The organism is Dactylosporangium darangshiense (genome assembly GCF_039537565.1).
Classification (GTDB): domain Bacteria; phylum Actinomycetota; class Actinomycetes; order Mycobacteriales; family Micromonosporaceae; genus Dactylosporangium; species Dactylosporangium darangshiense.
The window spans coordinates 439,321-462,007 of the sequence record NZ_BAABAT010000003.1; the positions used below are offsets into that span (position 1 = coordinate 439,321).

Annotated in this window: 23 protein-coding genes; 14 read left to right on the forward strand and 9 right to left on the reverse strand. The window is 72.2% G+C overall.

The window, feature by feature from the left end:
- The first annotated feature begins 81 nt into the window (after window positions 1-81).
- From ABD901_RS08765 to ABD901_RS08795, 7 genes are all read left to right on the forward strand, one after another.
- Window positions 82-1,464: a cytochrome P450 gene (locus ABD901_RS08765; RefSeq protein WP_345123143.1), complete on the forward strand. Its 1,383-nt coding sequence runs from the start codon at window positions 82-84 to the stop codon at window positions 1,462-1,464.
- Between the two features lie 9 nt (window positions 1,465-1,473).
- Entirely contained in the window at window positions 1,474-2,370 is an 897-nt protein-coding gene (locus tag ABD901_RS08770; protein WP_345123146.1) for a terpene synthase family protein, read from the forward strand.
- A complete protein-coding gene (locus ABD901_RS08775; RefSeq protein ID WP_345123149.1) occupies window positions 2,367-4,010 on the forward strand; it encodes a prenyltransferase/squalene oxidase repeat-containing protein in 1,644 nt (547 codons plus the stop codon). The genes ABD901_RS08770 and ABD901_RS08775 overlap by 4 nt, the downstream gene beginning before the upstream one ends.
- 148 nt (window positions 4,011-4,158) lie before the next feature.
- Window positions 4,159-6,573, forward strand: coding sequence for a sensor histidine kinase (locus tag ABD901_RS08780; protein WP_345123151.1), 2,415 nt, complete (start codon window positions 4,159-4,161; stop codon window positions 6,571-6,573).
- A 54-nt stretch (window positions 6,574-6,627) separates the two neighbouring features.
- Entirely contained in the window at window positions 6,628-7,044 is a 417-nt protein-coding gene (locus tag ABD901_RS08785) for a roadblock/LC7 domain-containing protein (RefSeq protein WP_345123153.1), read from the forward strand.
- Between the two features lie 9 nt (window positions 7,045-7,053).
- Window positions 7,054-7,434, forward strand: coding sequence for a DUF742 domain-containing protein (locus ABD901_RS08790; protein ID WP_345123155.1), 381 nt, complete (start codon window positions 7,054-7,056; stop codon window positions 7,432-7,434).
- Entirely contained in the window at window positions 7,415-8,008 is a 594-nt protein-coding gene (locus ABD901_RS08795; protein ID WP_345123157.1) for a GTP-binding protein, read from the forward strand. Before ABD901_RS08790 ends, ABD901_RS08795 begins: the two co-directional genes overlap by 20 nt.
- Before the next feature lie 201 nt (window positions 8,009-8,209).
- Here ABD901_RS08795 and ABD901_RS08800 read toward each other — a convergent pair whose 3' ends face one another.
- From ABD901_RS08800 to ABD901_RS08810, 3 genes are read right to left on the reverse strand one after another with little or no spacing between them, the layout of a single operon-like run.
- The gene (locus ABD901_RS08800) at window positions 8,210-8,548 is read right to left on the reverse strand and encodes a TraR/DksA family transcriptional regulator (RefSeq protein WP_345123159.1); all 339 of its coding nucleotides are present in this window, start codon (window positions 8,546-8,548) and stop codon (window positions 8,210-8,212) included.
- Between the two features lie 25 nt (window positions 8,549-8,573).
- On the reverse strand, window positions 8,574-9,623 hold the full coding sequence (locus tag ABD901_RS08805; protein ID WP_345123161.1) for an S-adenosylmethionine:tRNA ribosyltransferase-isomerase: 1,050 nt from the start codon (window positions 9,621-9,623) through the stop codon (window positions 8,574-8,576).
- Window positions 9,620-10,354: an SDR family oxidoreductase gene (locus ABD901_RS08810; protein ID WP_345123163.1), complete on the reverse strand. Its 735-nt coding sequence runs from the start codon at window positions 10,352-10,354 to the stop codon at window positions 9,620-9,622. Before ABD901_RS08810 ends, ABD901_RS08805 begins: the two co-directional genes overlap by 4 nt.
- 116 nt (window positions 10,355-10,470) lie before the next feature.
- Here ABD901_RS08810 and ABD901_RS08815 point away from each other — a divergent pair, with 116 nt between their 5' ends.
- Both ABD901_RS08815 and ABD901_RS08820 read left to right on the forward strand, forming a co-directional pair.
- Window positions 10,471-11,715, forward strand: a complete 1,245-nt coding sequence (locus ABD901_RS08815) for a GAF domain-containing sensor histidine kinase (RefSeq protein WP_345123164.1) — start codon at window positions 10,471-10,473, stop codon at window positions 11,713-11,715.
- Window positions 11,708-12,358: a response regulator gene (locus ABD901_RS08820; RefSeq protein WP_345123165.1), complete on the forward strand. Its 651-nt coding sequence runs from the start codon at window positions 11,708-11,710 to the stop codon at window positions 12,356-12,358. The genes ABD901_RS08815 and ABD901_RS08820 overlap by 8 nt, the downstream gene beginning before the upstream one ends.
- Window positions 12,359-12,398: 40 nt before the next feature.
- Here ABD901_RS08820 and ABD901_RS08825 read toward each other — a convergent pair whose 3' ends face one another.
- Entirely contained in the window at window positions 12,399-13,748 is a 1,350-nt protein-coding gene (locus ABD901_RS08825) for an aspartate aminotransferase family protein (RefSeq protein WP_345123167.1), read from the reverse strand.
- A gap of 128 nt (window positions 13,749-13,876) precedes the next feature.
- Between ABD901_RS08825 and ABD901_RS08830 the strand changes: the two genes are divergently transcribed.
- Window positions 13,877-14,836: a LysR substrate-binding domain-containing protein gene (locus tag ABD901_RS08830; protein ID WP_345123169.1), complete on the forward strand. Its 960-nt coding sequence runs from the start codon at window positions 13,877-13,879 to the stop codon at window positions 14,834-14,836.
- 89 nt (window positions 14,837-14,925) lie between these two features.
- Here ABD901_RS08830 and ABD901_RS08835 read toward each other — a convergent pair whose 3' ends face one another.
- Genes ABD901_RS08835 through ABD901_RS08845 form a run of 3 tightly spaced genes read right to left on the reverse strand, consistent with a single transcriptional unit; the run spans window position 14,926 to window position 17,052 of the window.
- Window positions 14,926-15,759 carry a DUF1028 domain-containing protein gene (locus tag ABD901_RS08835; protein ID WP_345123171.1) on the reverse strand — a complete coding sequence of 278 codons (834 nt, stop codon included), beginning with the start codon at window positions 15,757-15,759 and terminating at the stop codon, window positions 14,926-14,928.
- 22 nt (window positions 15,760-15,781) lie between these two features.
- The gene (locus ABD901_RS08840) at window positions 15,782-16,336 is read right to left on the reverse strand and encodes a hypothetical protein (protein WP_345123173.1); all 555 of its coding nucleotides are present in this window, start codon (window positions 16,334-16,336) and stop codon (window positions 15,782-15,784) included.
- A complete protein-coding gene (locus tag ABD901_RS08845) occupies window positions 16,333-17,052 on the reverse strand; it encodes a TetR/AcrR family transcriptional regulator (RefSeq protein WP_345123175.1) in 720 nt (239 codons plus the stop codon). The genes ABD901_RS08840 and ABD901_RS08845 overlap by 4 nt, the downstream gene beginning before the upstream one ends.
- Before the next feature lie 49 nt (window positions 17,053-17,101).
- Between ABD901_RS08845 and ABD901_RS08850 the strand changes: the two genes are divergently transcribed.
- From ABD901_RS08850 to ABD901_RS08865, 4 genes are read left to right on the forward strand one after another with little or no spacing between them, the layout of a single operon-like run.
- On the forward strand, window positions 17,102-18,667 hold the full coding sequence (locus ABD901_RS08850; RefSeq protein WP_345123177.1) for an MFS transporter: 1,566 nt from the start codon (window positions 17,102-17,104) through the stop codon (window positions 18,665-18,667).
- A gap of 48 nt (window positions 18,668-18,715) precedes the next feature.
- Window positions 18,716-19,189 (forward strand): phage holin family protein, encoded by a 474-nt coding sequence (locus ABD901_RS08855; RefSeq protein WP_345123179.1) that lies wholly within the window; start codon window positions 18,716-18,718, stop codon window positions 19,187-19,189.
- Window positions 19,186-19,659: a DUF3618 domain-containing protein gene (locus ABD901_RS08860; RefSeq protein ID WP_380136501.1), complete on the forward strand. Its 474-nt coding sequence runs from the start codon at window positions 19,186-19,188 to the stop codon at window positions 19,657-19,659. The genes ABD901_RS08855 and ABD901_RS08860 overlap by 4 nt, the downstream gene beginning before the upstream one ends.
- 43 nt (window positions 19,660-19,702) lie before the next feature.
- Window positions 19,703-19,963: a DUF4235 domain-containing protein gene (locus ABD901_RS08865; protein WP_345123181.1), complete on the forward strand. Its 261-nt coding sequence runs from the start codon at window positions 19,703-19,705 to the stop codon at window positions 19,961-19,963.
- Between the two features lie 125 nt (window positions 19,964-20,088).
- On the opposite strand, the gene xylB is transcribed toward ABD901_RS08865, so the two are convergent.
- Both xylB and xylA read right to left on the reverse strand, forming a co-directional pair.
- Window positions 20,089-21,483, reverse strand: coding sequence for a xylulokinase (xylB, locus tag ABD901_RS08870; RefSeq protein WP_345123183.1), 1,395 nt, complete (start codon window positions 21,481-21,483; stop codon window positions 20,089-20,091).
- Window positions 21,480-22,640, reverse strand: a complete 1,161-nt coding sequence (gene xylA / locus ABD901_RS08875; RefSeq protein ID WP_345123186.1) for a xylose isomerase — start codon at window positions 22,638-22,640, stop codon at window positions 21,480-21,482. The genes xylB and xylA overlap by 4 nt, the downstream gene beginning before the upstream one ends.
- Between the last annotated feature and the right edge of the window lie 47 nt (window positions 22,641-22,687).

Here is a 22,687-nt window from a genome sequence, read left to right on the forward strand (position 1 = left end):
TGAGATGATCGAGACAACACAGAACGCTCGTACTGCTGCAAGTCAGGGTTCCGCGAGCCCTGGGCGTTGGGGGTCTAGCTCATGTCCGCCATCCATGAGGTCACGGCCACCACGGCCGGCACCGTACCATTACGCCGGGCGCTGCCACGGCTCGTTCGCAGTCCGCTTGACGCACTGGTCGGCTTCGCCGACGAGGCCGGCGGCGAGATTGTACGGCTGAACTTCGGCACGTTCCGCCCGTACATGGTGACGCATCCCACACACCTGCAGCACGTTCTGCGTGACAACGCGAGCAACTACACACGTGACGGCAAAGGCCTGCTCTGGCGGCCGGTGCGCCGGGCGGTCGGGGAGGCGATCCTCGTGGTCGAGGGTCCGCTGTGGGAGTCCAGCCGGGGCGTACTGCAGCCACTGTTCACCGCGAAGCGGGTCGAGACACTCATCGACGCGATGGCCGCGGCGATCGGCGAGGCGGTCGACGCGCTGGACGAGCCGGCCAGGACAGGGCAGGCGGTCGACGCCAGCGACACACTGTCCCGGATCGTGTGCCAAGCCACCATGCGAGTGCTCTTCGGCGACAAGATTTCGGTGCCCGACGCGATGCGGATCGTCGCCGCACTGGGCACGATCGCGACGGCGATGGTTCCGCGGCTCCTCGTACCGTTCATGCCGGACGCGATTCCCATGCCGGGAGATCGCGCGTTCCGTGACGCCGTGCGGACCATCGACGACATCGTGCTCCCGATCATCAGCGAGACGCTGCGCCGGCCGGATGACGGCCAGGACATCTTCTCCACCTTGTGCCGGCCGCGCATGGTCAACGGGCAGCAGATCACCGAGCGACAGATTCGTGACGACGTCGTGGCGATGTTCTCGACGTCGACCGAGACGACCATCGCGGTGCTGTCCTGGTTGTGGCCGGTGCTCGACACACATCCCGAGGTGGCGGCCCGGCTCGTCGACGAGATCGACCAGGTGGTCGGCGCGGAGCAGCTCCAGCGGTCCCACGTGGCGGAGCTCCGATACACCCGGATGGTGCTCGACGAGCTCCTGCGGCTGTTCCCGGCCGGCTGGATGATCCCGCGCACGGCCGTGGAGAGCGAGAACCTCGGCGGAACGCGCATCCCGAGCGGGGCAACGATCCTCGTCAGTCCGTACGTGACCCAGCGGATGGCGGCGTTCTGGGAGCGTCCTGGCGCCTTCGACCCGGAGCGTTTCTCTCCTACCGCGCCACGACGTGAGCACCGCAACTCCTACTTTCCGTTCGGGGGCGGCCCGCACCAGTGCATCGGTCAGTACCTGTTTCTCATGGAGGCGCCGCTGATCATTGCGACGCTCCTGAGCCGGTTCCGGATTCAGATGCACGGCAAGGGCGACCTCACCCCACGGATGGGTGCCTCGCTCCGGCCACGTCAGAGCGCGCAGTTGACGCTCGTACCGGTCGACCGTCCCCGGGCGAGCTGAGGGTCACGCATGCGCACATCGCTCACCAGCCGCGACGAAGTACTGGTGGGGGCCGAGCACGGCAGAATCTGTGCACTCGCTGCCGCCGGCCAGCGTGACCTGCAGGAATGCGCCGCCGCTCACCAGGAGCTTTTCGGGGCCAAGCCGTTCGACCACACCCTCTTCAGCGCCATCGCGCACGCAACCGCGTTCGGCGCTCCGTGGTGCACACGCGAGCAGCTGCGGGTCGTGAACCGGGTTTCGCTGTGGGTTTTCGCGGCGGACTGGCTGATGGACCACGAGGCGTCGTCGCGCGAAGAAGTGACGACCATCATCGCCGATTGCTTCGCCGTCGCCGATGGCGCAGCGCCGCGGGCGGCCAGCCCGCTCGGATGGTTCCTGGCCGAGATCAGGGACGAGTTGACGACCGCACCTGCGTTCCCGGCCCGGCGTTCGCTCTGGCACGACGAGGCCCGACGCATGCTGGCCGCCATGGCTCAGGAATGGCAGTGGAAGTCCGCCATCGCCGCCGGGGCCTCCGGTCCGACGTTCGACGAGTACCTGGACATCGCCGACAACACCGGCCTGTCGTTCGTCAACGTCACGCACTGGCTCTTCACCGGTGACCGGACCTGCCTGGAACGGCTCGACGAGCTCACCGCGGCCGGGCGCGAGGCCCAGCGTGTGCTGCGGCTCGTCAACGATCTGGCCACGCACGGGCGCGACGTGGTGTGGGGCGATCTCAACGCCCTCATGCTGACCGACCACGCCGACGTGTCCCGGCGGATCACCACGCTCACCGAGCAGTTCCAACAGCTCCTGCGCCCGTTGGAGCGGACCTGTCCACAGCAGGTCGTCTACCTGAGGCGGCAGATCGGATTCACGGGCGGTTTCTACCAGGTCACAGATTTCTGGGGTGACGCATGACGATCGAGGAGGCCGGCGAGATCGCACCGTCGCTCGCCGTCACGCACATCGACACAGCAGCGTCGGCGCGCGAGCTGATCACCCAGATGATGCTCGAGCCCTCGGGCCAGGTAGGCCCGTCGGTGTACGAAACCGCGCGTGTCGTAACTGTGGCGCCATGGTTGACCGGGCACGACCGGCGGCTGCGGTACCTCCTGGACACCCAGAGATCCGACGGTGGCTGGGGGCAACCGGAGGGGTACGCACTCGTACCCACATTGAGCGCCACCGAGGCCATCGTGCAGACGCTCCGCAGCATTGACGCGGACCCCCCGCACGGCGTCGGCGAAAACGACCTCACCGGCGCGGCCCGTCGCGGACTGCAGGCGCTGTTCGACTGGCTGCAGACCGGGGCGTTGTCGCTTCCGGACACGCCGGCGATCGACGTCCTCGTGCCGGCCCTCGTGTCCTCCATCAACGAACTGCTCCGCCCGGACAGCGACACGCCGATCAGGGGGCTGACCGCCTGGTGGAGCGGTCGCCGCCTCGGCCTGCCCCCGGGCATGAACGGCAAACGCCTCGCCGCGGCCCGGCAGCTCACGGCCGAGGGCAAAATGCCGGCAAAGCTGGTCCATTTCCTTGAGGTGCTGGCGTACGGGGAGCAAGGCGCTCCAGGCGTGCGCCCGGCCCCGCCGGGCGCCGTCGGCGCGTCACCCGCGGCCACCGCCGCGTGGCTCGGGCCCGCGGCATCGGGATCGACGGGACCGGCGAGGGAATTCCTGGACGACGTCATCGCCCTGCAGGGCGGCCCGGTCCCGTGCCCATTCCCGATCAGAGCGTTCGAGCGCTCCTGGGTGCTCAGTACGTTGGCGCGCGCCGATGTGCCATTCGCCGTGCCATCGGCGTTGCTCGACGACCTTGCCGCGACCGTGGAGCCGATCGGCGTCGCCGCCGGAGCCGGACTTCCCGCAGACGCGGACACCAGCTCCGTCACGCTGTACGCGCTGGCAAAACTCGGTCGGCCGATCGCCCCGGACAGCTTGTTTGCGTTTGAGACGCCGGCCGGCTTTTGCACCTGGCCCGGCGAGGACGGCTTCTCAGTCACCACCAATGCTCATGTTCTGGATGCCTTCGGCCAGTTTGTGATCACTACCGCCGATGCGTCGCCGCGCTATCGCGAAGTGCTGGACAAACTGTCGGCGACGCTGTCGGGCGAACAGCGAGCGGATGGATCGTGGCACGATCGGTGGCACGCCTCGCCGTACTACGCGACGGCTTGCTGTGCGGTCGCGCTCGATGAATCCGGCCGTGGGCCGGCGGCGCGCGAGGCGGTCGCCAGGGCTGTGGACTGGGTCTTGAGGACGCAGCGGACCGACGGCTCATGGGGCCGATGGTCGGGCACCACCGAGGAGACGGCATACGCCATGCAGGTGCTGCTGGCCACGGGCAACCCGGCTCGTCGCGCTGTCAACGAGGCCGTCCGGCAGGGGTACGCCTTCCTGAGCGAGGCCTTGGGCGCACAGCCCGATCCTCCGCTGTGGTACGGCAAGGAACTCTATCTGCCGAAAGCGATTGTTCGAGCCGCGGCGGTCGCCGCGCTGCACCTGACGCAGGCGGGACCGGACTCGGCGGCGACCGGCGACATTGCCGCACGCCGCTAGCTAAAACTTACGCTGACCAGGCAGACTTGAGTGGGCCTTCGATGGCTGTTACGGTGCGCGGGGTCTAGCAGGTGGGAAAGTCCGCGACGCGAACGACTTTCACAAATACCCGTTGACATTCTGATTCCCAGCGGCGACGGATGGTGTGATGGGTTCTCGCAGCATAAATCTGCGTGCGAAGATTACCGCGCTACTTGTTTCGCTAGCTGCTCTGTGGGCGTTCGCGGCGTGGGTGACCCTCCGGGAAGGCCTGAACCTGTTCTGGGTGCAGGCGCACAACACCAAGATCTACCAGCCGAGCGAACCGTTGCTGCTGGACCTCCAGACCGAACGCCGGCTGTCGACGGCCTACCTCGGCGCGCCCGGTGATCAGCAACGCCAGGACCTGGCCGCCCAACGGCAGAAGACCGAGCAGGCCGGCACGGAGTTCAAGAAGTCGGTTCAGAGTTGGCAGGCCAACCCGACGGGCGATGCGGGGCTGCAGCAACGAGTCGACAAGGTCGTCGCCGGCCTGGACGGGCTGGCGGCCACCCGAGCCTCGATCGACTCCCGTGCCATCGACCGTACTGCGGCGTCGAGCGCCTTCACCGATCTGATTGGTTCCCTCTTCGACGTCTACGACGCACTGGGGAGCCTGGACGACAAGGACGCTGCCGCCGACGCGGCCGCCCTGATCCAGCTCAACCGCACGTGGGAGCTGATGTCCCAGGAGGATGCTCTCCTGACGGGCTCCATCGCGGCCGGTACCATGACGGCCGACGAGCGCGCGCGATTCACCCAGATCGTCGGCGCCCAACGATTCCTCGGCGGCGAGACGGCGGCCAGGCTGCCGAGCGCCGACCGGGCGCGGTACGACCAGATGATCGGCGGCAAAGCCTTCACGACGCTCCGCGCGATCGAAGATCGCGTGATTCTCGAGGGACGATCGGGAGCCAAGCCGCCGGCCACCAAGGAGGACTGGCGCACTGCTGTCGACCCTGCCCTGACAGACCTGCACAACGTCGTCGTGACCGGCGGTAAGGACCTCGTCGAGCGATCCACGCCGATCGCGATCTGGGTCTTCGTCCGCCTGTTGCTGGCGGCCGGCCTCGGACTGGTCACCGTCATCGCGTCGATCATCGTCTCGATCACCACCGCCCGCCGGATGCTGCGGCAGTTGGAACGCCTGCGCGACGCGGCGCGGCAGCTCGCTGATGAGCGTCTCCCGAGCGTCGTGGCCCGTCTCAGCCGCGGCGAGGCGGTCGACGTGGAGCATGAGGCGCCCCCGCTGGAATTCGGCAACGACGAGATCGGCCAGGTAGGCCGGGCGTTCAACGCGGTACAGCAGACCGCGATTCAGGCCGCCGTCGAACAGGCCGACCTTCGCCGTAGCGTCCGCGACGTCTTCCTCAGCATCGCTCGACGTTCCCAATCGCTGATTCACCGTCAGCTCAACCTTCTCGACGGCATGGAGCGGCAGGAGGGTGACGAGGCAAAGCTCGACGGCCTGTTCCGCGTCGATCACCTTGCCACCCGAATGCGGCGCAACGCCGAGAACCTGATCGTGCTGGCCGGCGCCAGCCCCGGCCGCGTCTGGCGCCGGACCGTGCCGATGCACGACATCGTGCGCGGCGCGATAGCGGAGGTCGAGGAGTACGAGCGGGTCACGGTCCAGCCGATCGGGCCGGTGGTGGAGCTGGCCGGGCGGGCCGTCAGCGACGTGACGCACCTGCTTGCAGAGCTGGTCGAGAATGCACTGTCGTTCTCGCCACCCCACACCGAGGTCCATATCAAGGGCCAGCGCGTCGGCACCGGCTATGTCCTGGAGGTCGAGGACCGAGGTCTCGGTATCGCCGAGGACGACCTGGCAGCGCTGAACGAGCGCATCGCCAGCCACCCCGAGTTCGTGCTCGGCAGCGCCGCGAGGCTGGGGCTGTTCGTGGTGAGCCGGCTTGCCGAGCGCCACGGCATCAAGATCCAGCTGCGGGAGTCCGCGTACGGCGGGACGACGGCCATCGTGTTGATCCCGCTGGAGTTGCTGGGCGACGGCTCGGGCAACACCGACGACGGTTCCGACGGTATTCCGGCGGCGAGCTTGCGCGCGTCGGCGGTTCGTGGTTCGCACCAGTTGGAGGGATCCGTTGACGTCGAGGCGCCCACTGCACGCGGCCAGGTCGCTCTTGCCGAGCGGCCTCCGGCGGCCCATCTGGACCTCGACCCGACGATGACCATGACGCCGGGATTGCCGCAACGGCCCCCCGCGGCGCCGGCCGCTGGGAGCAATGAGGAGCCGGCGGCGTCCGCCGATGCGGACAGCGCGTTCACCCAGGGTGGTCTGCCCGTTCGAGTGCGCCAGGCCAACATTGCGGCACCGCTGCGGGACCTCGATATCGCCGACGACCCGGCGCCCGATGCGGAGCCGCCGCGAACTCCCGAGCAGGTGCGCAGCCGCATCTCCTCCTATCAGGAGGGCATCCGCCGAGCTCGAGCCGACGAGTCCCAAGATTCGGCCAACCACAGCGACCCACCGCCACCCCTCCCGACCCGTACCGCGTCGAGCGGCAACGAACAGCCGACGACGTAACCAGACCGACGGGACCGAACTCACCAATCGCGGGCCTGACATAAGGGGAAACCTGTGGCGCAGATGACGACGAACGCCAACCTGACTTGGCTGTTAGACGATTTCGTTGCTCGGATCGATCAAGTCGAGCACGCGATTGTGCTCTCCGTGGACGGCCTGCTGACGGCGGCGTCCGGCGCGCTCAACCGGGACGATGCGGAGCAACTGGGCGCGATCGCGTCAGGCATCCAGAGCCTTGCTCGCGCGGCGGGCAAGCGATTCAACGGCGGGCCCTTGCAGCACACGATCGTTGAGATGAAACAGGCTGCGTTGCTCGTCACGGCGGCCGGCGACGGCTCATGCCTTGCGGTCCTCGCATCGGAGAACGGCGACCTGGGCGTCATCGCCTATGAGATGGCGATGCTCGTCGTCCGCGTCGGGAAGTTCCTCGACACGCCTCCGCGATCGGACGAGCTGGCCGGGGGAGCGTGACGCGCCACGATGAGTGCTCCCGAACCCGTGGAGGAGTGGGTCGACGACGGCGCCGGCCCGGTCGTGCGTCCGTACGCGATGACCCGTGGGCGGACCCGGCCGGTGCGAGGCACGTTCGACCGCATCGCGCTCGTGACCGCGACGGTTGCCACGACGACGCCCGAGGTCGGGATGGAGCCCGAGCACCTATCCATCATCCGGCTGTGTCAGCGACCGCAGATCGTGGCCGAGCTGACCGCGCATCTCAAACTCCCGCTCGGCACCATCCGCGTCATGCTTGGCGACCTGCTCAACCGGGGCCTGGTCCAGGTTCATGAACCTCACCCAGCCGGGACCCGTCCCGACGTCGACATTTTAGAGGCGGCGATCAATGGCCTACGGAGGCTCTGAGGTGGTACCTACCGCGGTCAAGATCCTCGTTGCGGGCGGGTTCGGCGTCGGCAAGACCACGATGGTCGGTGCGCTGAGCGAGACAGGTCCGCTACGCACCGAGGAGATCATCACCGAGGCCAGCACGGGCGTGGACAGTCTCACCGGCGTGGAGGCAAAGTCCACCACGACCGTTGCGCTGGACTTCGGCCGGATCACCATCAGTGAAGATCTGGTGCTGTACCTGTTCGGCACGCCTGGCCAGGACCGGTTCTGGTTCCTCTGGGACGAGCTCGCGCTGGGCGCGACCGGCGCCGTCGTGCTGGCCGACACACGCCGGCTCGCCGACTGTTTCCCGTCGGTGGACTACTTCGAACGGCGCGGCACCCCATTCATCATCGCCGTGAACTGCTTCGAGGGCGCCAGCCTGTACGAGCTGCACGAGATCAAGCAGGCGCTGAACCTCGAGTCCGAGGTTCCCATCATGCTCTGCGACGCGCGGCGCCGGCAGTCCGGCAAGGACGTGCTGATCGCATTGCTGCAACACGTCGGCAGCGCACGCACACGCGGAGAGCCGGCGCGCGTCACCACGTGACGCAGGACCGGCGGCGCGCTTCCAGGTCGAGAGGCACCAGAACATCCTTCCCCAGAGGCCCGCCACGGCGAGGGCATCGGCGGTGTCGAACCGCCTTATCGTCGCCATCGATCCATCCTGCCTGCATCAACCACCAGGTCGCCGGGGAGAAATACGCGGAGTTACGCGGCACGAGCACGCTGCCGACGTGCGCGGTGAGTCTCACGCGCAGGTGACGCAGGTGCGAGCAAACGGGAGGATCGCGAGGCGACCGGCCGGGATCGGGCGACCGCAGCGCTCACAGATGCCGTAGGCGCCGGCATCCAGACGCGCCAGAGCCTCGTCCAGGTCAGCCAGTCGGCGGCGGGTCGAGGCGAGGACGGCGGTCAGCTGCGCGCGCTCGTAGCCGATCGTGGTTCCCTCGGGGTCGTGCTCGTCGTCGGCGTTGGAGTCCTGACTCGCCTCGAACACGGCATGCAGGTCTGCCTCGAGCCCGTTCACCTCGCCGGCGACGGCTGAACGTAGCCGCTCCAGCTCAGCGCGAGTAGCGTCGTCCGCCACCGTTCAACGGTACCCCCCAGCTTCCTCACCGGAGCAACAGGTTCACGTCCCCGAACTCGTGCCACAGGTACCGCCCCCGCACCGCCTCCGCATAGCATTTCCGCAGCGTGTGCGGGTCGGTGACGGCCGCCAGGAGATCCAGGTGCGACGCCTTCGGCTCGTGGAATCCGGTCAGCAGCCCGTCCACGACACGCACTCCCCGTGACCGCGTGATCACGAGATCGGTATATCCCTCGCGCGCCTCGACCCGTCCGCCGGCGCCGACGGCGCTCTCCAGCGCCCGTACCGCGGTCGTTCCGACCGCGACGATCCGCCCGCCGGCCGCCCGGGCGTCGTTGACGACCCGCGCCGTGGTCGCGGGCACCGAGAACCATTCCGGGTACGGCCGCTCGTGCGCCTCCGGCGACGCGACCCCGGTGTGCAGCACCAGCGGCGCGAACTGAATCCCGGCGGCGACGAGCCGGGTGACGACCCGTTCGCTGAACGGCCGCGCGGCGCTGGGCATCTCGGCGCTGCCGGGCACGGTGGCGAACACGGTCTGGTAGTACGACAGCGGCCAGTCGCGCCGCACGTACCGGTAGCGGATCGGCTGCCCGTACCGCTGCAGATATTCCGGCACGGGCAGCGCGGTGCGTACGGTGGCCGACCACAGCCGCCCGCGCGTGTAGGGCTCCTCCAGCGTGACGGCGGCGCCGCCCGGCAGCTGCAGCTCACCGGCCCGCCCGGGCAGCGGCCGCCGGTCCCGGCCCCGCACTTCGACGGCCCACCGCCCGTCCGGCAGCAGTGTCGAGAAGTGCAGCCGATTCGGTACCCCCACGACGGGCACCGACGCCGCCAGTGTCCCGGAGGTGTTGACGACGAGCACGTCCCCGGCCCGCAGCAGCTTCGGCAGGTCGGTGAAGCGCCGGTGCGACACCCCGTCGGGCCCGCCGGCGAGCAGCCGCACCTCGTCCCGCGCGAGCCCGCGCGCCTCCGGCGGCTCGTGGGCCTCGAGCGCCGCCGGCAGCTCGAACGCGGCCGAGCCGAACACGTCGGCGGTGACGTTCTCGCCGACCGGCGTCACGACGGTGCTCACAGCCGCACCCGCCCGGACTCCGGCCGCCGCTCCAGCAGCGACAGGAACGCGGGCGTCACGCTGGACGGCAGCGGCCGGTCGCTGATGTCCTCGCCGGGGAACGCCTCGGCGTGCATCTGGGTGCGCAGGTCGCCGGGGTCGACCCACCAGACCCGCAGCTTGGGCTCTTCGGCGGCGAGCACGTTGCTCAGCTGTTCGACGGCGGCCTTCGCGGCGCCGTAGCCGCCCCACCCCGGGTAGGCGCCGACGGCGGCGTCGGAGCTGATGTTCACGACCGCCCCGCCATGGTCGCGCAGCGCGGGCAGCGCCAGCTGCGTGAGCGCGAGCGGCGCGACGACGTTGACCTCGAACACGCTGCGCAGCGCCTCGGGCGGGTAGTCGGCGAGCGCCGGCTGCGGGCTGGGCCCGAGGATGCCGGCGTTGTTGACGAGCAGGTCGAGCCGCCCGGTCTCCAGCGCCGTCTCGAGCAGCAGCCCGCGGTGCCACGAGTCGGTGACGTCGCCGGGCACGGGCACGACGCCGGGGATCTCGGCGGCGATGCCGGAGCGCAGCGTGCGCCCGTCGACGACGACGATCCAGCCGTCCCCGGCGAGGGCCTCGGCGAGGGCGCGTCCGAGGCCGCGGGAGCCGCCGGTGACGATGGCGGTGCGCGCCGCCGGTTCCCCGCGAACGCTGTTGCCGGTTCCACTGCGTTCGGTACTGCCATGTTCGCTCAAACTGGATTCGGTCATGCTCCCGACGCTATGGAGCGCCCGGCCGCGTGCCATCGGGCCGCGGACCGGCCCGCGCCTAGGTCCTTGGTCCTAGGACCTTCAAGAGCAAGACCCGGCATCGGTACCGTGGGTGCGTGGCCGGATGCGATCGGGAGGAGCTGCGCGAGGTGAGCGCGGCGGTGCTGGCCGTCACCGCCCACCTGTCGGTGCGCGAGGTCCTGCAGACGATCGTCTCGGCTGCGCGGCGGCTGCTCGGTGCCCAATATGCGGCGCTGGGCATCCCGGACGGCAACGGCTCGTTCCGCGAGTTCCTGGCCGACGGCCTGAGCGCCGAGCAGTGGCGGGCGATCGGCCCGATCCCGCGCCAGCACGGCCTGCTGGGTGCGATGCTGCGCGACCCGAGCCCGGTGCGTTCGGCGGACATCCGCCGCCACCCGCGGTTCGAGGGCTGGCCGGCGGCGCACCCGGAGATGGTGGACTTCCTGGGCATGCCGATCGTGGACGGCACCGAGATCCTCGGCGAGCTGTTCCTCGCGAACAAACTGCCGGCCGGCAAACAGCTCGCCGACAAGCAGCACGTCAACGGGCAGCCCACCGACAAACAGCCCACCGACAGGCAGCCCGCCGCCGACGAGCGGCACGGCGGCTTCGACGCCGCCGACGAGGAGCTGCTGAAGCTGCTGGCCGGCCACGCCGCGATCGCGATCGTGAACGCCCGCCTCTACGAGCGCAGCCGCGAGCTGTCCATTGTGGAGGAACGGCAGCGCATCGCGCGCGAGCTGCACGACGCGGTGACGCAGAAGCTCTTTAGCCTGAGGCTGACGGTGGAGGCGGCGGCCGCTCTGGTAGCGCGGGATCCGGCCCGGGCGGCGGCGGAGCTGGACACGGTGCGGCGCCTGGCCGCGGAGGCGACGGCGGAGCTGAAGTCCATTGTGGTCGGTCTGCGCCCGGTGGACCTGGCCGGCGACGGCCTGTCGGCGGCGCTGGAGCGGCAGGCGGAGCTGCTGGACCGGGTGCACGCCCCGCGGGTGTCGTTCGCGGCGGACGCGGTGCCGCGGCTGCCGGCGCAGCGGGAGGAGGCGGCGTACCGCATCGCGCAGGAGGCGCTGCACAACGCGCTGCGGCACGCATCGGCGCGGCACGTGGCGGTGGAGCTGCGCCGGGCGGGCCCGGGCGTGGTGCTGACGGTGTCGGACGACGGCCGCGGCTTCGACGGCCGCATGCCGCCGGGCCGCGACACGGCGGCGGACGGCGCCCCGCGGCCCCGGCTCGGCCTGGCGTCGATGCGCGAGCGGGCCCGTGCGGCCGGCGCGCGCCTGGTGGTGCAGTCAAGCCCGGGCGAGGGCACCGTGGTGACGTTGGAGGTGCCGGGTGCCTGACCCGATCCGCGTCCTCGTCGTCGACGACCATCCGGTGGTACGCCAGGGCCTGCGCACGTTCCTGGACCTGCAGGACGACATCGCGGTGGTCGGCGAGGCCGGCGACAGCGCGTCGTGCGTGGCGGAGGCCCGCCGCACCGACCCCGACGTGATCCTGCTGGACCTGCGAATGCCCGGCGGCGACGGCGTGGAGGCGCTGCGTGCGCTGCGCAGCCCCGCCGGGGGCGCGCCGCCGGTGGGCGCGCGGGTGCTGGTGATCACGAGCTTCACCGACCCGTCGGCGGTGCTGCCGGCCGTGCGGGCGGGTGCGGCCGGCTACGTGTACAAGGACGTCGACCCGCCGGCGCTGGCCGCGGCGATCCGGGCGGTGCACGCCGGCCACGTCCTGCTGCACCCGGATGTGGCCCGGATGCTGGCCGACGGCCCGGCGCCGGCGGAGGCGGCGCACCTGACGGCCCGGGAGCGGGAGGTCCTGGCCGAGGTGGCGCGGGGCCGCTCGAACCGCGAGATCGCCCGCACCCTGGGCCTGGCGGAGAAGACGGTGAAGACGCACGTGAGCGCGATCCTGACGAAGCTCGGCGTCCAGGACCGCACCCAGGCCGCGCTGTACGCGGTCCGCTCCGGCCTGGACACCGCCTCCTAGCCGCCCTGGAGCGGGCTCGCTACCGACCTCGCACAGGTCCTCATCGGCCGGCAACGGCCCCGGTGATGGCCTCGTCGAGGATCTCCACGCCGCGCGCGATCTCCTCGTCGCTGCTGGTCAGCGGCGGCGCGATCCGGAACGTCCCGCCCATCCCCGGCAGCTGCACGACGTTCATGTGCAGCCCGAGCTCCAGGCACCGCCGGGTGACCTCGGCGCCGAGCCGGTCCGCGCCGTGCGGCGTCTCGGCGCCGGCGACGAGCTCGAGCCCCTGCAGCAGCCCGCGCCCGCGCACGTCGCCGACGACGGCGTGCCGGTCCCGCAGCTCGAGCAGCCCGGCGCGCAGCTGGTCGCCGAGCTTCGCGGCCCGCTGGTCGAGCCCGTCGCGTTCGAGGATGTCCAGGACGGTGTTGCCGACGGCGGCGGGCAGCGGGTCGCTGACGTGCGTGGTGTAGAAGAGGAAGCCGCGCTCGTACGCCGCCTGCTCGATCTCCGCCGTGGTGACGACGGCGGCGAGGGGCAGCCCGGCGCCGAGCGTCTTGGACAGGGTGATGATGTCGGGCACGACGCCGTCGCGCTCGAACGCGTACCAGGTGCCGGTGCGGCACAGCCCGGTCTGGGCCTCGTCGAGGATGAGCAGCATGCCCCGCTCCCGGCACTTGCGCTGCAGCGCCGCGAGGTACCCGGGCGGCGGCTCGATGACCCCGCCGGAGCTGAGGATCGGCTCGACGAGGCAGGCGGCGGGCGCACCGACGCTCTGCGCGTCGAAGAGCGCGAAGGCGTGGTCGAGCTGGCGCCGCCAGTCGAGGTTCCCGTCGGCGTCGGTGAAGTCGGGGTGGTACGCGTCCGGCACCGGGATGGCGAAGTTCCCGGGCGCGACCGGCCCGTAGCCATGCCGCCCCGCGCTGTAGGTCGCCCCGGCGGCGGCGAGCGTCATCCCGTGCCACGACCGGGCGAACGACACGATCTCGTACCCGCCGGTGACGAGCTTGGCCATGCGCACGGCGGCCTCGTTGGACTCGGCGCCGGTGGTCAGCAGCAGCACCTTCTCCAGCCGCCCGGCGGCCGCCGCGCCGCCGGGCGCATCGCGCTCGACGGCGTCCTGCGCGGCGGTGAGGGACTCGGCGAGGCGCCGCGACAGCTCGACGACCGGCCGGGACAGCATCCCGCTGAACAGGTGGTCGAGCTCGCCGACCTGCCGCCGGACGGTGTCGACGATCTCCGGGTGCGAGTGGCCGAGGATGGCGCTCATCTGCCCGGAGGTGAAGTCGAGAATGGCCCGTCCGTCCTCGGTGTACACATGGCTGCCCGCGGCCCGCGTGATGATCTCCGGCGTGAAGCCCCCGCCGTAGCGCACCACGTGACGATCGACGTCGTTCCAGAAGTCCGTCATGCCACCGACGCTACGGCCGCCGGATGTCCGCTTCCAGCGCACGTTCTCGCACAGCTTGTACGTCAGAATCGAACAATGCGAGCGACGGGCGCGCGCTCGCCGGGCACCGATCTTGGAGGCGATGCACCGTGTTCGACCCGTGGCGCCTGAAGCTGCTCGGCGACCTGGCGTCGCTCGGCACGGTCCGTGCCGTGGCGCAGGCCGCCCACCTGAGCCCGTCGACGGTGTCGCAGCAGCTGGCGGTCCTGGAGCGGGAGGCCGGCGCCCGGCTGTTCGAGCGCGCCGGCCGCCGCCTGCGCCTCACCGCCGCCGGCGAGGCCCTGGCCCGGCGCGCCCGCTCGATCCTCGACCAGATGGACGCGGCCCGCGCGGAGGCGGTCGCGCTGGACGACGCGGGTGCGGACGGGTCCGGCGCGGCGGGCGGCCCGGCGGGAAGGGTCACCCTCGGCGCGTTCACCAGCGCGGCCAACACGTTCGTCCTGTCCGCGGTCCTGCTGCTGCGTGAGCGGCACCCGCGGCTGCGCGTCGACATCCGCGAGCTCGACCCGGCCGAGAGCGTCGAGGCGCTGCGCCGCGGCGACTGCGACGTGGTGGTGACCGCGGACCAGTTCGACGGCTCGGCGCCGATCGACCCCGGCATCACCCACACCGCCCTGGCCTCGGACCGTATCGTCCTGGTCACCGCGGCGGCCGGCGCGCGCGCCTGGGACGCGTCCCCGGTCGACCTGGCCGACCACGCCGGCGCCCGGTGGTCGGCGGAGCGCCCGGGCAGCTGGACCCACGGCCTGATCACCCGCGCGTGCCGCCGAGCCGGGTTCGAGCCCGACGTCGCCGCCGTCTTCGCCTCGTACGCCCCGCTGCTCGCCCACGTCGAGGCGGGCCTGTCGGTGACGCTGCTGCCGGAGCTGGCCGTCGACCGGCGGTACAAGGTGCGCGGCCACCCGCTGCGCGACCCGCTCGAGCGGAGCATCACGGCGGCGGTGCGCTCGACGGCGGCGGCCCGCCCGTCGGTCGCCGCGGTCCTCGCCGCCCTCACGGAGACGGCCGCCGCGGTCGCCCGCGAGGAGCGCCGTCGCGAAGCTCCGTGACTCGGCCGGGACCGTGGCGACCCGGCGTCGTCGGGATCGTGGGGGCGCTGGAGGCCCGGCCCGAGAGCGAGCTCGGGCGGCGGGCCGGGTTACGCCGCTGGCGGTTGTTCGTCGGGCGCCGCCGCCCGCAGGTGGGCCAGGACGTGCGGGTCGATCGCGCCGTCGACGAGCCGCTCCTCCAGGTTCTCGATGCCGGCCCACGCGGCGAGGTCGTCGTGGCCGAGCGCGGCGAGCCGGTCGCGGACCTCGGCGGCGAGCGAACCCTCCAGGGGGAGCAGGGTGGCGGGGTCGGGCTTGCCGAAGTACAGCTCCCACAGGCCGATCAGGGCACCGATCCGGGTCACGGGGTCCGGGTCGTCGTCGACGCGCAGGTCCACCTCGACGTCGCTGAGGCCGCCGTAGCCGGCGGCGCGGCGTGCGACGAGGACGGCGGCGCTCTGCCGGCCGCGGCGGTCGCCGCCGGCGGCGTCACCGGCGGCCAGGGCGGCGTGCAGGCGGCGGGCGAGCGGCAGGCCGGGTGCGGCGAGCCAGGCCCGCTCCATCTCGGTGATAACGGCGTGGCCGGTGAGGATGTTGCCCTGGATGGCGTACCCGTCGCCGGCGACGCCGCCGGCCCAGGCGAAGCACTCGCCGCCGGTGTAAGTGGCGCCGTCGCCGGCGGGGCCGACGACGCCGACCTGGCGGGAGTCGCGGCCGGGGTCGGCGGCGACGAGTCCGGCGACGACGTCCGCGGCGGCGGTGCCGGTGCGCAGGAGGGCGAGGCCCTGGCTGCGGTACGCCAGGTTGGCGAACGCCTGCGTGGCGAGCGCCCCGACGTCGGCCTCGGCGGCCGGCACGGCGGCCCCGACGGCGAGGAACTTGCTGGCCACGGCAACGCCGAAGGACTGCCCGTCGGCCGAGCGCCCGACGATCGAGAACGTCATGGACCCACCGTAGAGCAGTGCTTCATTCCGAAAGCACTCCCGGTGGCTGGGACAGGCAGACGAAGGGGCCGCGGACGCCGGCGCTGAAGCGTTCGGCGGCGCGCAGGGCGACCTCGACGCGGCGTTCGGGGGCCATGCGGGACTGTGCGGTGGCGAAGAGGGCGCCGAGGGCGATCTCGTCGCCGACGCCGACGGCGGCGTACCCGTCGGCGGCCTCGGCGACCTGATAGTCGTCGTGGACGGTGAAGAGCCGGCCCTTGACCCCGACGAGGAACGTGCCGCCCTCCTCGCGCTCGCTGTCGCGGCGGGCCCAGCCGCCGGTCTTGAGGCACTCGCGGACGGCGTCGATGAACTTGGTGGCCATGAACCGTTCGATGTCGCCGACCGGCTTCGGAGGCTTCAGGGAGTACCGGATGAGCTGACCCATGCGGAAGGACGTGGTGAAGCCGAAGAGGTAGCCGTTGTTGTGGAAGACCTTGCTGTCGGCGCGGACGGTCAGGCTCCAGCCGGAGGCGCCGGCGCTGTCGCCGCCGATGTAGACGGTGCCCCGGTGCACGAGGCCGACGATCGCGGTCACCGGGCGGCACCCTTCGCGTGACGGGCGAGGCCGTCGACCATGAGGTCGATGGCGAACGCGAACCGCTCGTCGCCGCTGCCCTCGATGAACGCGGGGGCCATGGCGACGAGGTTGGGGAACTCGTCGGCGGGCAGGCTCGCCATGTAGTCGCGGACCTGGGCGAGGTAGGGGGCGGCGTCGGCCTCGGTGCGCCGGCCGAGGTCGGCGTGGACGGCGGCCTCGACGGCGTCGGCGACGATGACGAGCGCGAGCTGGTCCATGCCCCACGCGCAGATGCGGTCGGGGATGCCGGCGCCGCGCAGGACGGCGAGGAGCGCCTCGGTGTACCGCAGCGAGTTGGGGCCGGTCGGGATGTTGGCCCGGGCGACCTTGACGAGGTCGCGGTGTGCGCAGAAGACGGCGCGGCTGGCGTAGCAGCTGCGCTTGACCTCCTCGGTCCAGTCGGGCGCGCCGGCGGACGGGAGCGGGATCTCGCCGACGATCCGGTCGAGGAGCTGTTCGAGCAGCTCGTCCTTGTTGGCGAAGTACGCGTACAGCGAGGCCGCGCCGGTGCCGAGCTCCTGCGCGACGCGGCGCATGCTCAGCGCGTCGAGGCCGTCGCGGTCGACGAGGCGCAGGGCGGTGCTCAGCACCGCCTCCGCGCTCAGGGGCTGGCGGGCGGCCGGTGGCTTCTTCGGCGCCCGCCATGGTGGGGCGGGGATTGCGGCTGCTGGCACCCGACAATATTACTTGACACGAACAGTGTTCGAACGTAGAACGATGTTCGTGACCAACGAACACCGTTCGCAACCAAGCGCCGATGAGCAGCCGAACATCCACGACCAGCCGGGCGCCGAAGAGCACACGCGGGCGCCCGACCCCCACCGATGGCGGTGGGCCGTCCTCGCCGTCGTGCTCGCCGCCGAGGTGATGGACCTCCTCGACGCCACGATCATCGCCATCGCCGGCCCCTCCGTCCGCGCCGACCTCGGCGGCGGCACCGCGTTCCTGCAGTGGCTCGCCGCCGGCTACACCCTCGCGTTCGCCGTCGGCCTCGTCACCGGCGGCCGGCTCGGCGACATCTTCGGCCGCCGCCGCATGTTCCTCGCCGGCGCCGCCGGGTTCACCCTCATGTCCCTGCTGTGCGCCGTCGCGCCCGGCCCGGCCTGGCTGGTCGCCTGCCGCGTCCTGCAGGGGCTGTGCGGCGCCGTGCTCATCCCGCAGGGCCTCGGCCTGATCAAGGCCGCCTTCCCGCCCGACAAGCTCGGCTCCGCGTTCGGCGCGTTCGGCCCCGTCATGGGCCTGTCCGCGGTCTGCGGCCCGATCCTCGCCGGCGTCCTCGTCGACGCCGACCTCTTCGGCACCGGCTGGCGGATGATCTTCCTGATCAACCTGCCGGTCGGCCTCGCCGCGCTCGCCGGCGCCGCGCTCGTGCTGCCCCGCGCCGCCGAGCGCGACCGCGCCCTGCGCCTCGACCTGCCCGGCACCGCGCTGCTCGGCGGTGCGCTGCTGCTGCTCGTCTTCCCGCTCGTGCAGGGCCGCGAGCTCGGCTGGCCGTGGTGGTGCTGGGCGGCGATGGCCGCCTCGGCGCCGGCGCTGTGGGCGTTCCAGCGCTACGAGCGGGGGCGGGTGCGCGCCGGCCGCTCGCCGCTGGTCGAGCCGTCCCTGCTGGCCAAGCGCCGCTTCAACGCGGGCCTGCTGGTCGGGCTGATCTTCTTCGCCGGGTTGATGGGCCTGACGCTGATCATCAGCGTGTACCTCCAGTCAGGCCTCGGCTACTCCCCGCTGCGCGCCGGCCTCGCCCAGTCGCCGTGGGCGTTCGGCACCGCCGTCGGCGCGGTCGCCGCGCAGGTCCTCGGCGCCCGGTTCGGCGGCCGCCGGCTGCTCGTCGCCGGCACCGCCGTCGTCGGCCTCGGCGCCGCCGCGCTGCTCGCCACGCTCGCCGCGACCGGCGGCCCGGCCACGCCGTGGCCGCTGGTGCCGGCCCTGCTGGTGCTCGGCATCGGCATGGGCGCGTCCATGGCCCCGTACTTCGACATCGTCCTGGCCGCCGTCGACGAGCACGAGGTCGGCTCGGCGTCGGGCACCCTGACCGCCGCACAGCAGGTCGGCGGCGCCATCGGCGTGGCCGTGCTCGGCACCGCGTTCTTCTCGTGGGTCGGCGGCAACGGGTTCACCGGCTCGCTGGAGCGGGTCCTGTGGCTCGAGATCGCGCTGCTCGCCCTCGCCGGCGCGCTGTGCTTCCTGCTGCCGCCCCGCGCCCGCGAGGAGCCGGGCGACGGCAGCGAGCCGGACAGCACCGTCGTGACCCGCGAGACGGACGGTGCGCACGCGGCCACAGTTACGGGTTAGCCCCGGCCACGGCGGGGAATCAGGGGAATACGGGCGAGAGGAGAAGCCATGACGTACACCCTGAACGACCGCCCGGCCGCCGCGCCGCGCGTGCAGAACCCGATCACCAGCCCGGCCACGCCGGTGAGCGAGCGGTCCACCGCAGAGCTCGTCCGGCTCGCGGCCGAGCAGATCTCCACGCTGGTACGCGACGAGCTGAAGCTCGCCCAGATCGAGCTCACCCAGAAGGGCAAGCGGGCCGGCGTCGGGGTCGGCATGTTCGGCGGCGCCGGCGTCGTGGCGCTCTATGGCGTCGGCGCGCTGCTCGCCGCCGTCATCATCGGGCTGGCCACCGTCATGCCGGCGTGGCTGTCGGCCCTCATCGTCGGCGTGGTCCTGCTCGCCGTCGCCGGGCTGCTCGCGCTGCTCGGCCGCGGCCAGGTCCGCAAGGCGGTGCCGCCGATGCCGCAGGAGACCGTCGCGGGCGTCCGCGCCGACATCGACACGATCACCGCCTCGGTCAAGCACGGGGGGAACCGATGACCGCGACCGAGTCCTCCCAGGACCGCTCCGGCATGGGCGAGGACGCGAGCCAGCAGCAGCACGACCGCCACAACGGCCACAAGACGGTGACCGACCCGGCCGCGCTGCGCGAGGAGATCGCCCGGACCCGGGCCGACCTCGGCCAGACCGTCGAGGCGCTCGCCGCGAAGGCCGACGTCAAGGCGCGCGCGCAGGGTGCGGTCCACTCGTCCGTCAACGCCGCGAGGCTGCGCATGCGCGAGGGCGTCGAGCAGGTGGCGGTCAACGCCGCCTACGCCAGCCGCGAGCTGCGCACCCGCCCGCGGCAGAGCGTCGAGCGGGGCCTGTCGCGCATGGCCCGCTCGGTGCGGGAGCGCCCGGCGCCGTGGGTGGTCGGCTCGGCGCTGCTGATCCTGGCCGCGTTGATCGGCTACCGCAACAACTACCGCAATGACCTCCGCAACTCCTACCGCACCTACTACTGGAACTGACCCGCCGCCCTGCACGCCAAAGCCGCCGAGCCGAGGAGCGTACGTGAGCAAGCTGTTGTACAAGCCGTTCAGCATCGCGTCCAGCGTCGCCGGCGGGGTCGCGGCGGGCTTCGTGTTCCGGCAGGTGTGGCGGCGCCTGGCCGGGGAGGACGAGGCGCCGGAGGCGACGTCGCGCGAGTACGGCTGGGGCGAGGTCCTGGCCGCCGCCGCCCTGCAGGGGGCCATCTTCGCGGTGGTGAAGGCGGCGATCGACCGCGGCGGCGCGGCCGGCGTGCGCCGCCTGACCGGCAACTGGCCGGACTGACGGCCGCACCGGAAAGGTACGGCCGCCCCGATGATGCCGGGCCCCGAGGAACACCGGCCCCGAACCACGCGGTGACGCGCACCGCGGATCCCGGGCCGGCGCGGCGCACCGGCCCGGGAGTCGTGCTACTTGAGCAGCGCCTGTGCGCGGTCGCGCACTTCGGCGTACACCTTGCGGATCCCCTCGGTGGGCACGGCGGTGACCTCGGCCGCGGACAGCGGCCAAGACGGCGCCTCCGCCGTGCCGCGGAGCGCCCACGCCGCCTGGCGGGCGGCGCCGAGCGCCACGTACTCCCCCGGCTCCGGCACGCTGACCGGCATCCCGAGCAGCGCCGGCGCGATCGCCCGCACCGCCGCGGAGGCCGCCGCGCCGCCGATGAGCAGCACCCGCTCCACGGGGACGCCGACCGCGCGGACGGCGTCGAGGCCGTCGGCGAGGCCGCACAGCATGCCCTCGTACGCGGCGCGGGCCAGGTTCGCGGGGCCGGCGTTGGCGCGGGTGAGGCCGTTGAGCAGGCCGCGCGCGGCGGGGAGGTTGGGGGTGCGCTCGCCGTCGAGGTAGGGCAGCAGCGTCAGCCCGCCCGCGCCCGGCTCGGCCGACAGCGCCAGTTCATCCAGTGTGGACAGTGACACGCCGAGGAGGTCCGCGGCGGCGGTGAGCACCCGGGCCGCGTTCAGCGTGCAGACCAGCGGCAGGTGCCGGCCGCTCGCGTCGGCGAATCCGGCGACGGTACCGCTGCTGTCGGCCACCGGCGTCTCGCACACGCCGAACACGGTGCCGGAGGTGCCCAGCGACACCACGACGTCGCCGGGGCGCAGGCCGAGGCCGAGCGCCGCCGCCATGTTGTCCCCGGTGCCGGGGGCGAGCAGCGCGCCGCCCGCGGTCTCGCCGACGACCTCGGCCGGCCCGGCGACCCGGGGCAGCGCGAGGTCGCGGCCGAACGCCAGCCGGACGAGGTCGGTGCGGTACTCCCCCGTCGCCGGGGACCAGTACCCGGTGCCGGAGGCGTCACCGCGATCGGTCGTCGGTCCGGCGCCCTTGTCGGCGCGCAGCAGGTGCGTGATCCAGTCGTGCGGCAGGACGACGGCCGCGGCGCGCGCCGCGACCTCCGGCTCGTGCCGGGCCACCCAGCGCAGCTTGGTGACGGTGAAGCTCGCCACCGGCAGCGAGCCGGCGGCCTCCGCCCAGCCGGCCGCGCCGCCGGGCAGCTCGGCGATGAGGTCCTCGGCGGCGCCGGCGGAGCGGGTGTCGTTCCACAGCAGCGCGTCGCGGACCACCTCGCCGGCCTCGTCGAGCAGCACCATGCCGTGCTGCTGGCCGCCGACGCCGATCGCGGCGACCCCGTCGAGCAGGCCGCCGGCGGTGGCCTCCTCGAACGCGTGCCACCAGTGCGCGGGCGCGACCTCGGTCCCGTCGGGGTGGCCGGCGCGGCCCTCCCGCAGGACCGCGCCGGTGTCCGCGTCGCACACGAGCACCTTCGTCGACTGGGTGGACGTGTCCACCCCCGCGACAAGGGTCATGAACGCACCCCGAGCAGGTGCTCCATCGCGAGCTGGTCGAGGACCTCGAACGCGCCGCCGCGGGCGGCGAGCTTGTCGACGTCGAACTCCTCGGCGCGCAGCGACTCGATGGTCTCGCCCTCGCCGAGCGTCGGCTCGTAGAGCTCCTCGACGCGCGCCGCCGCCAGCGCCGCGGCCACGTCCGGGTCGGCGCGGAAGGAGCGGACCCGCTCGCGCAGGATGAGGTAGTTGCGCATGCAGGCGCGGGCGGTCTCCCAGACCCCGTCGTAGTCCTCGGTGCGCGGCGGCTTGTAGTCGAAGTGGCGGAAGCCCGTGTACCCGCCGGTCTCGAGCACGTCGACGGTCCAGAACGCGCCGCGGAGGTTCCCGGCGCCGAAGCGCAGGTCCTGGTCGAAACGCGGCCCGTGCTGCCCGTTGAGGTCGATGTGGAACAGCTTGCCGTGCCACAGCGCCTGGGCGATGCCGTGCGCGAAGTTCAGCCCCGCCATCTCCTCGTGGCCGACCTCGGGGTTGAGGCCGACGCGGTCGGGCTCGTCGAGCGTCGCGATGAGCGCGAGGGCGTGTCCGATCGTGGGCAGGAGGATGTCGCCACGGGGCTCGTTGGGCTTCGGTTCAAGAGCGAAGCGGATGTCGTACCCCTGGTCGCGCACGTAGGCGCACAGCAGGTTGAGCCCTTCGCGGTAGCGGTCGAGCGCGGCGGCGACGTCCTTGGCACCGCCGGACTCGGCGCCCTCGCGCCCGCCCCACAGCACGTAGGTCTCCGCGCCGAGCTCGGCGGCGAGGTCGATGTTGCGCAGCACCTTCTTGACGGCGAACCGCCGGACGGCGCGGTCGTTGGAGGTGAACCCGCCGTCCTTGAAGATCGGGTGGCTGAACAGGTTGGTGGTGACCATCTCCACCCGCACGCCGGTCTCGTCGAGCGCGTCCTTGAACCGCCCGATGAGCTTGTCCCGGGTCGCGTCGTCGCTGCCGAACGGGAACAGGTCGTCGTCGTGGAACGTCACCGCGGCGGCACCGAGGTCCGACAGCCGGTGCACGGCCTCGACGGAGTCCAGCGGCGCGCGCGTCGGCCCGCCGAACACGTCCTGGGCCTGCCAGCCGACGGTCCACAGCCCGAAGGAGAACTTGTCTTCGCGGCTGGGCTGGTAATCGTTCATGAGCTACCTCTTCGCGGGCGGGGTGTTGGCGGATGTGGGCCTCAGGT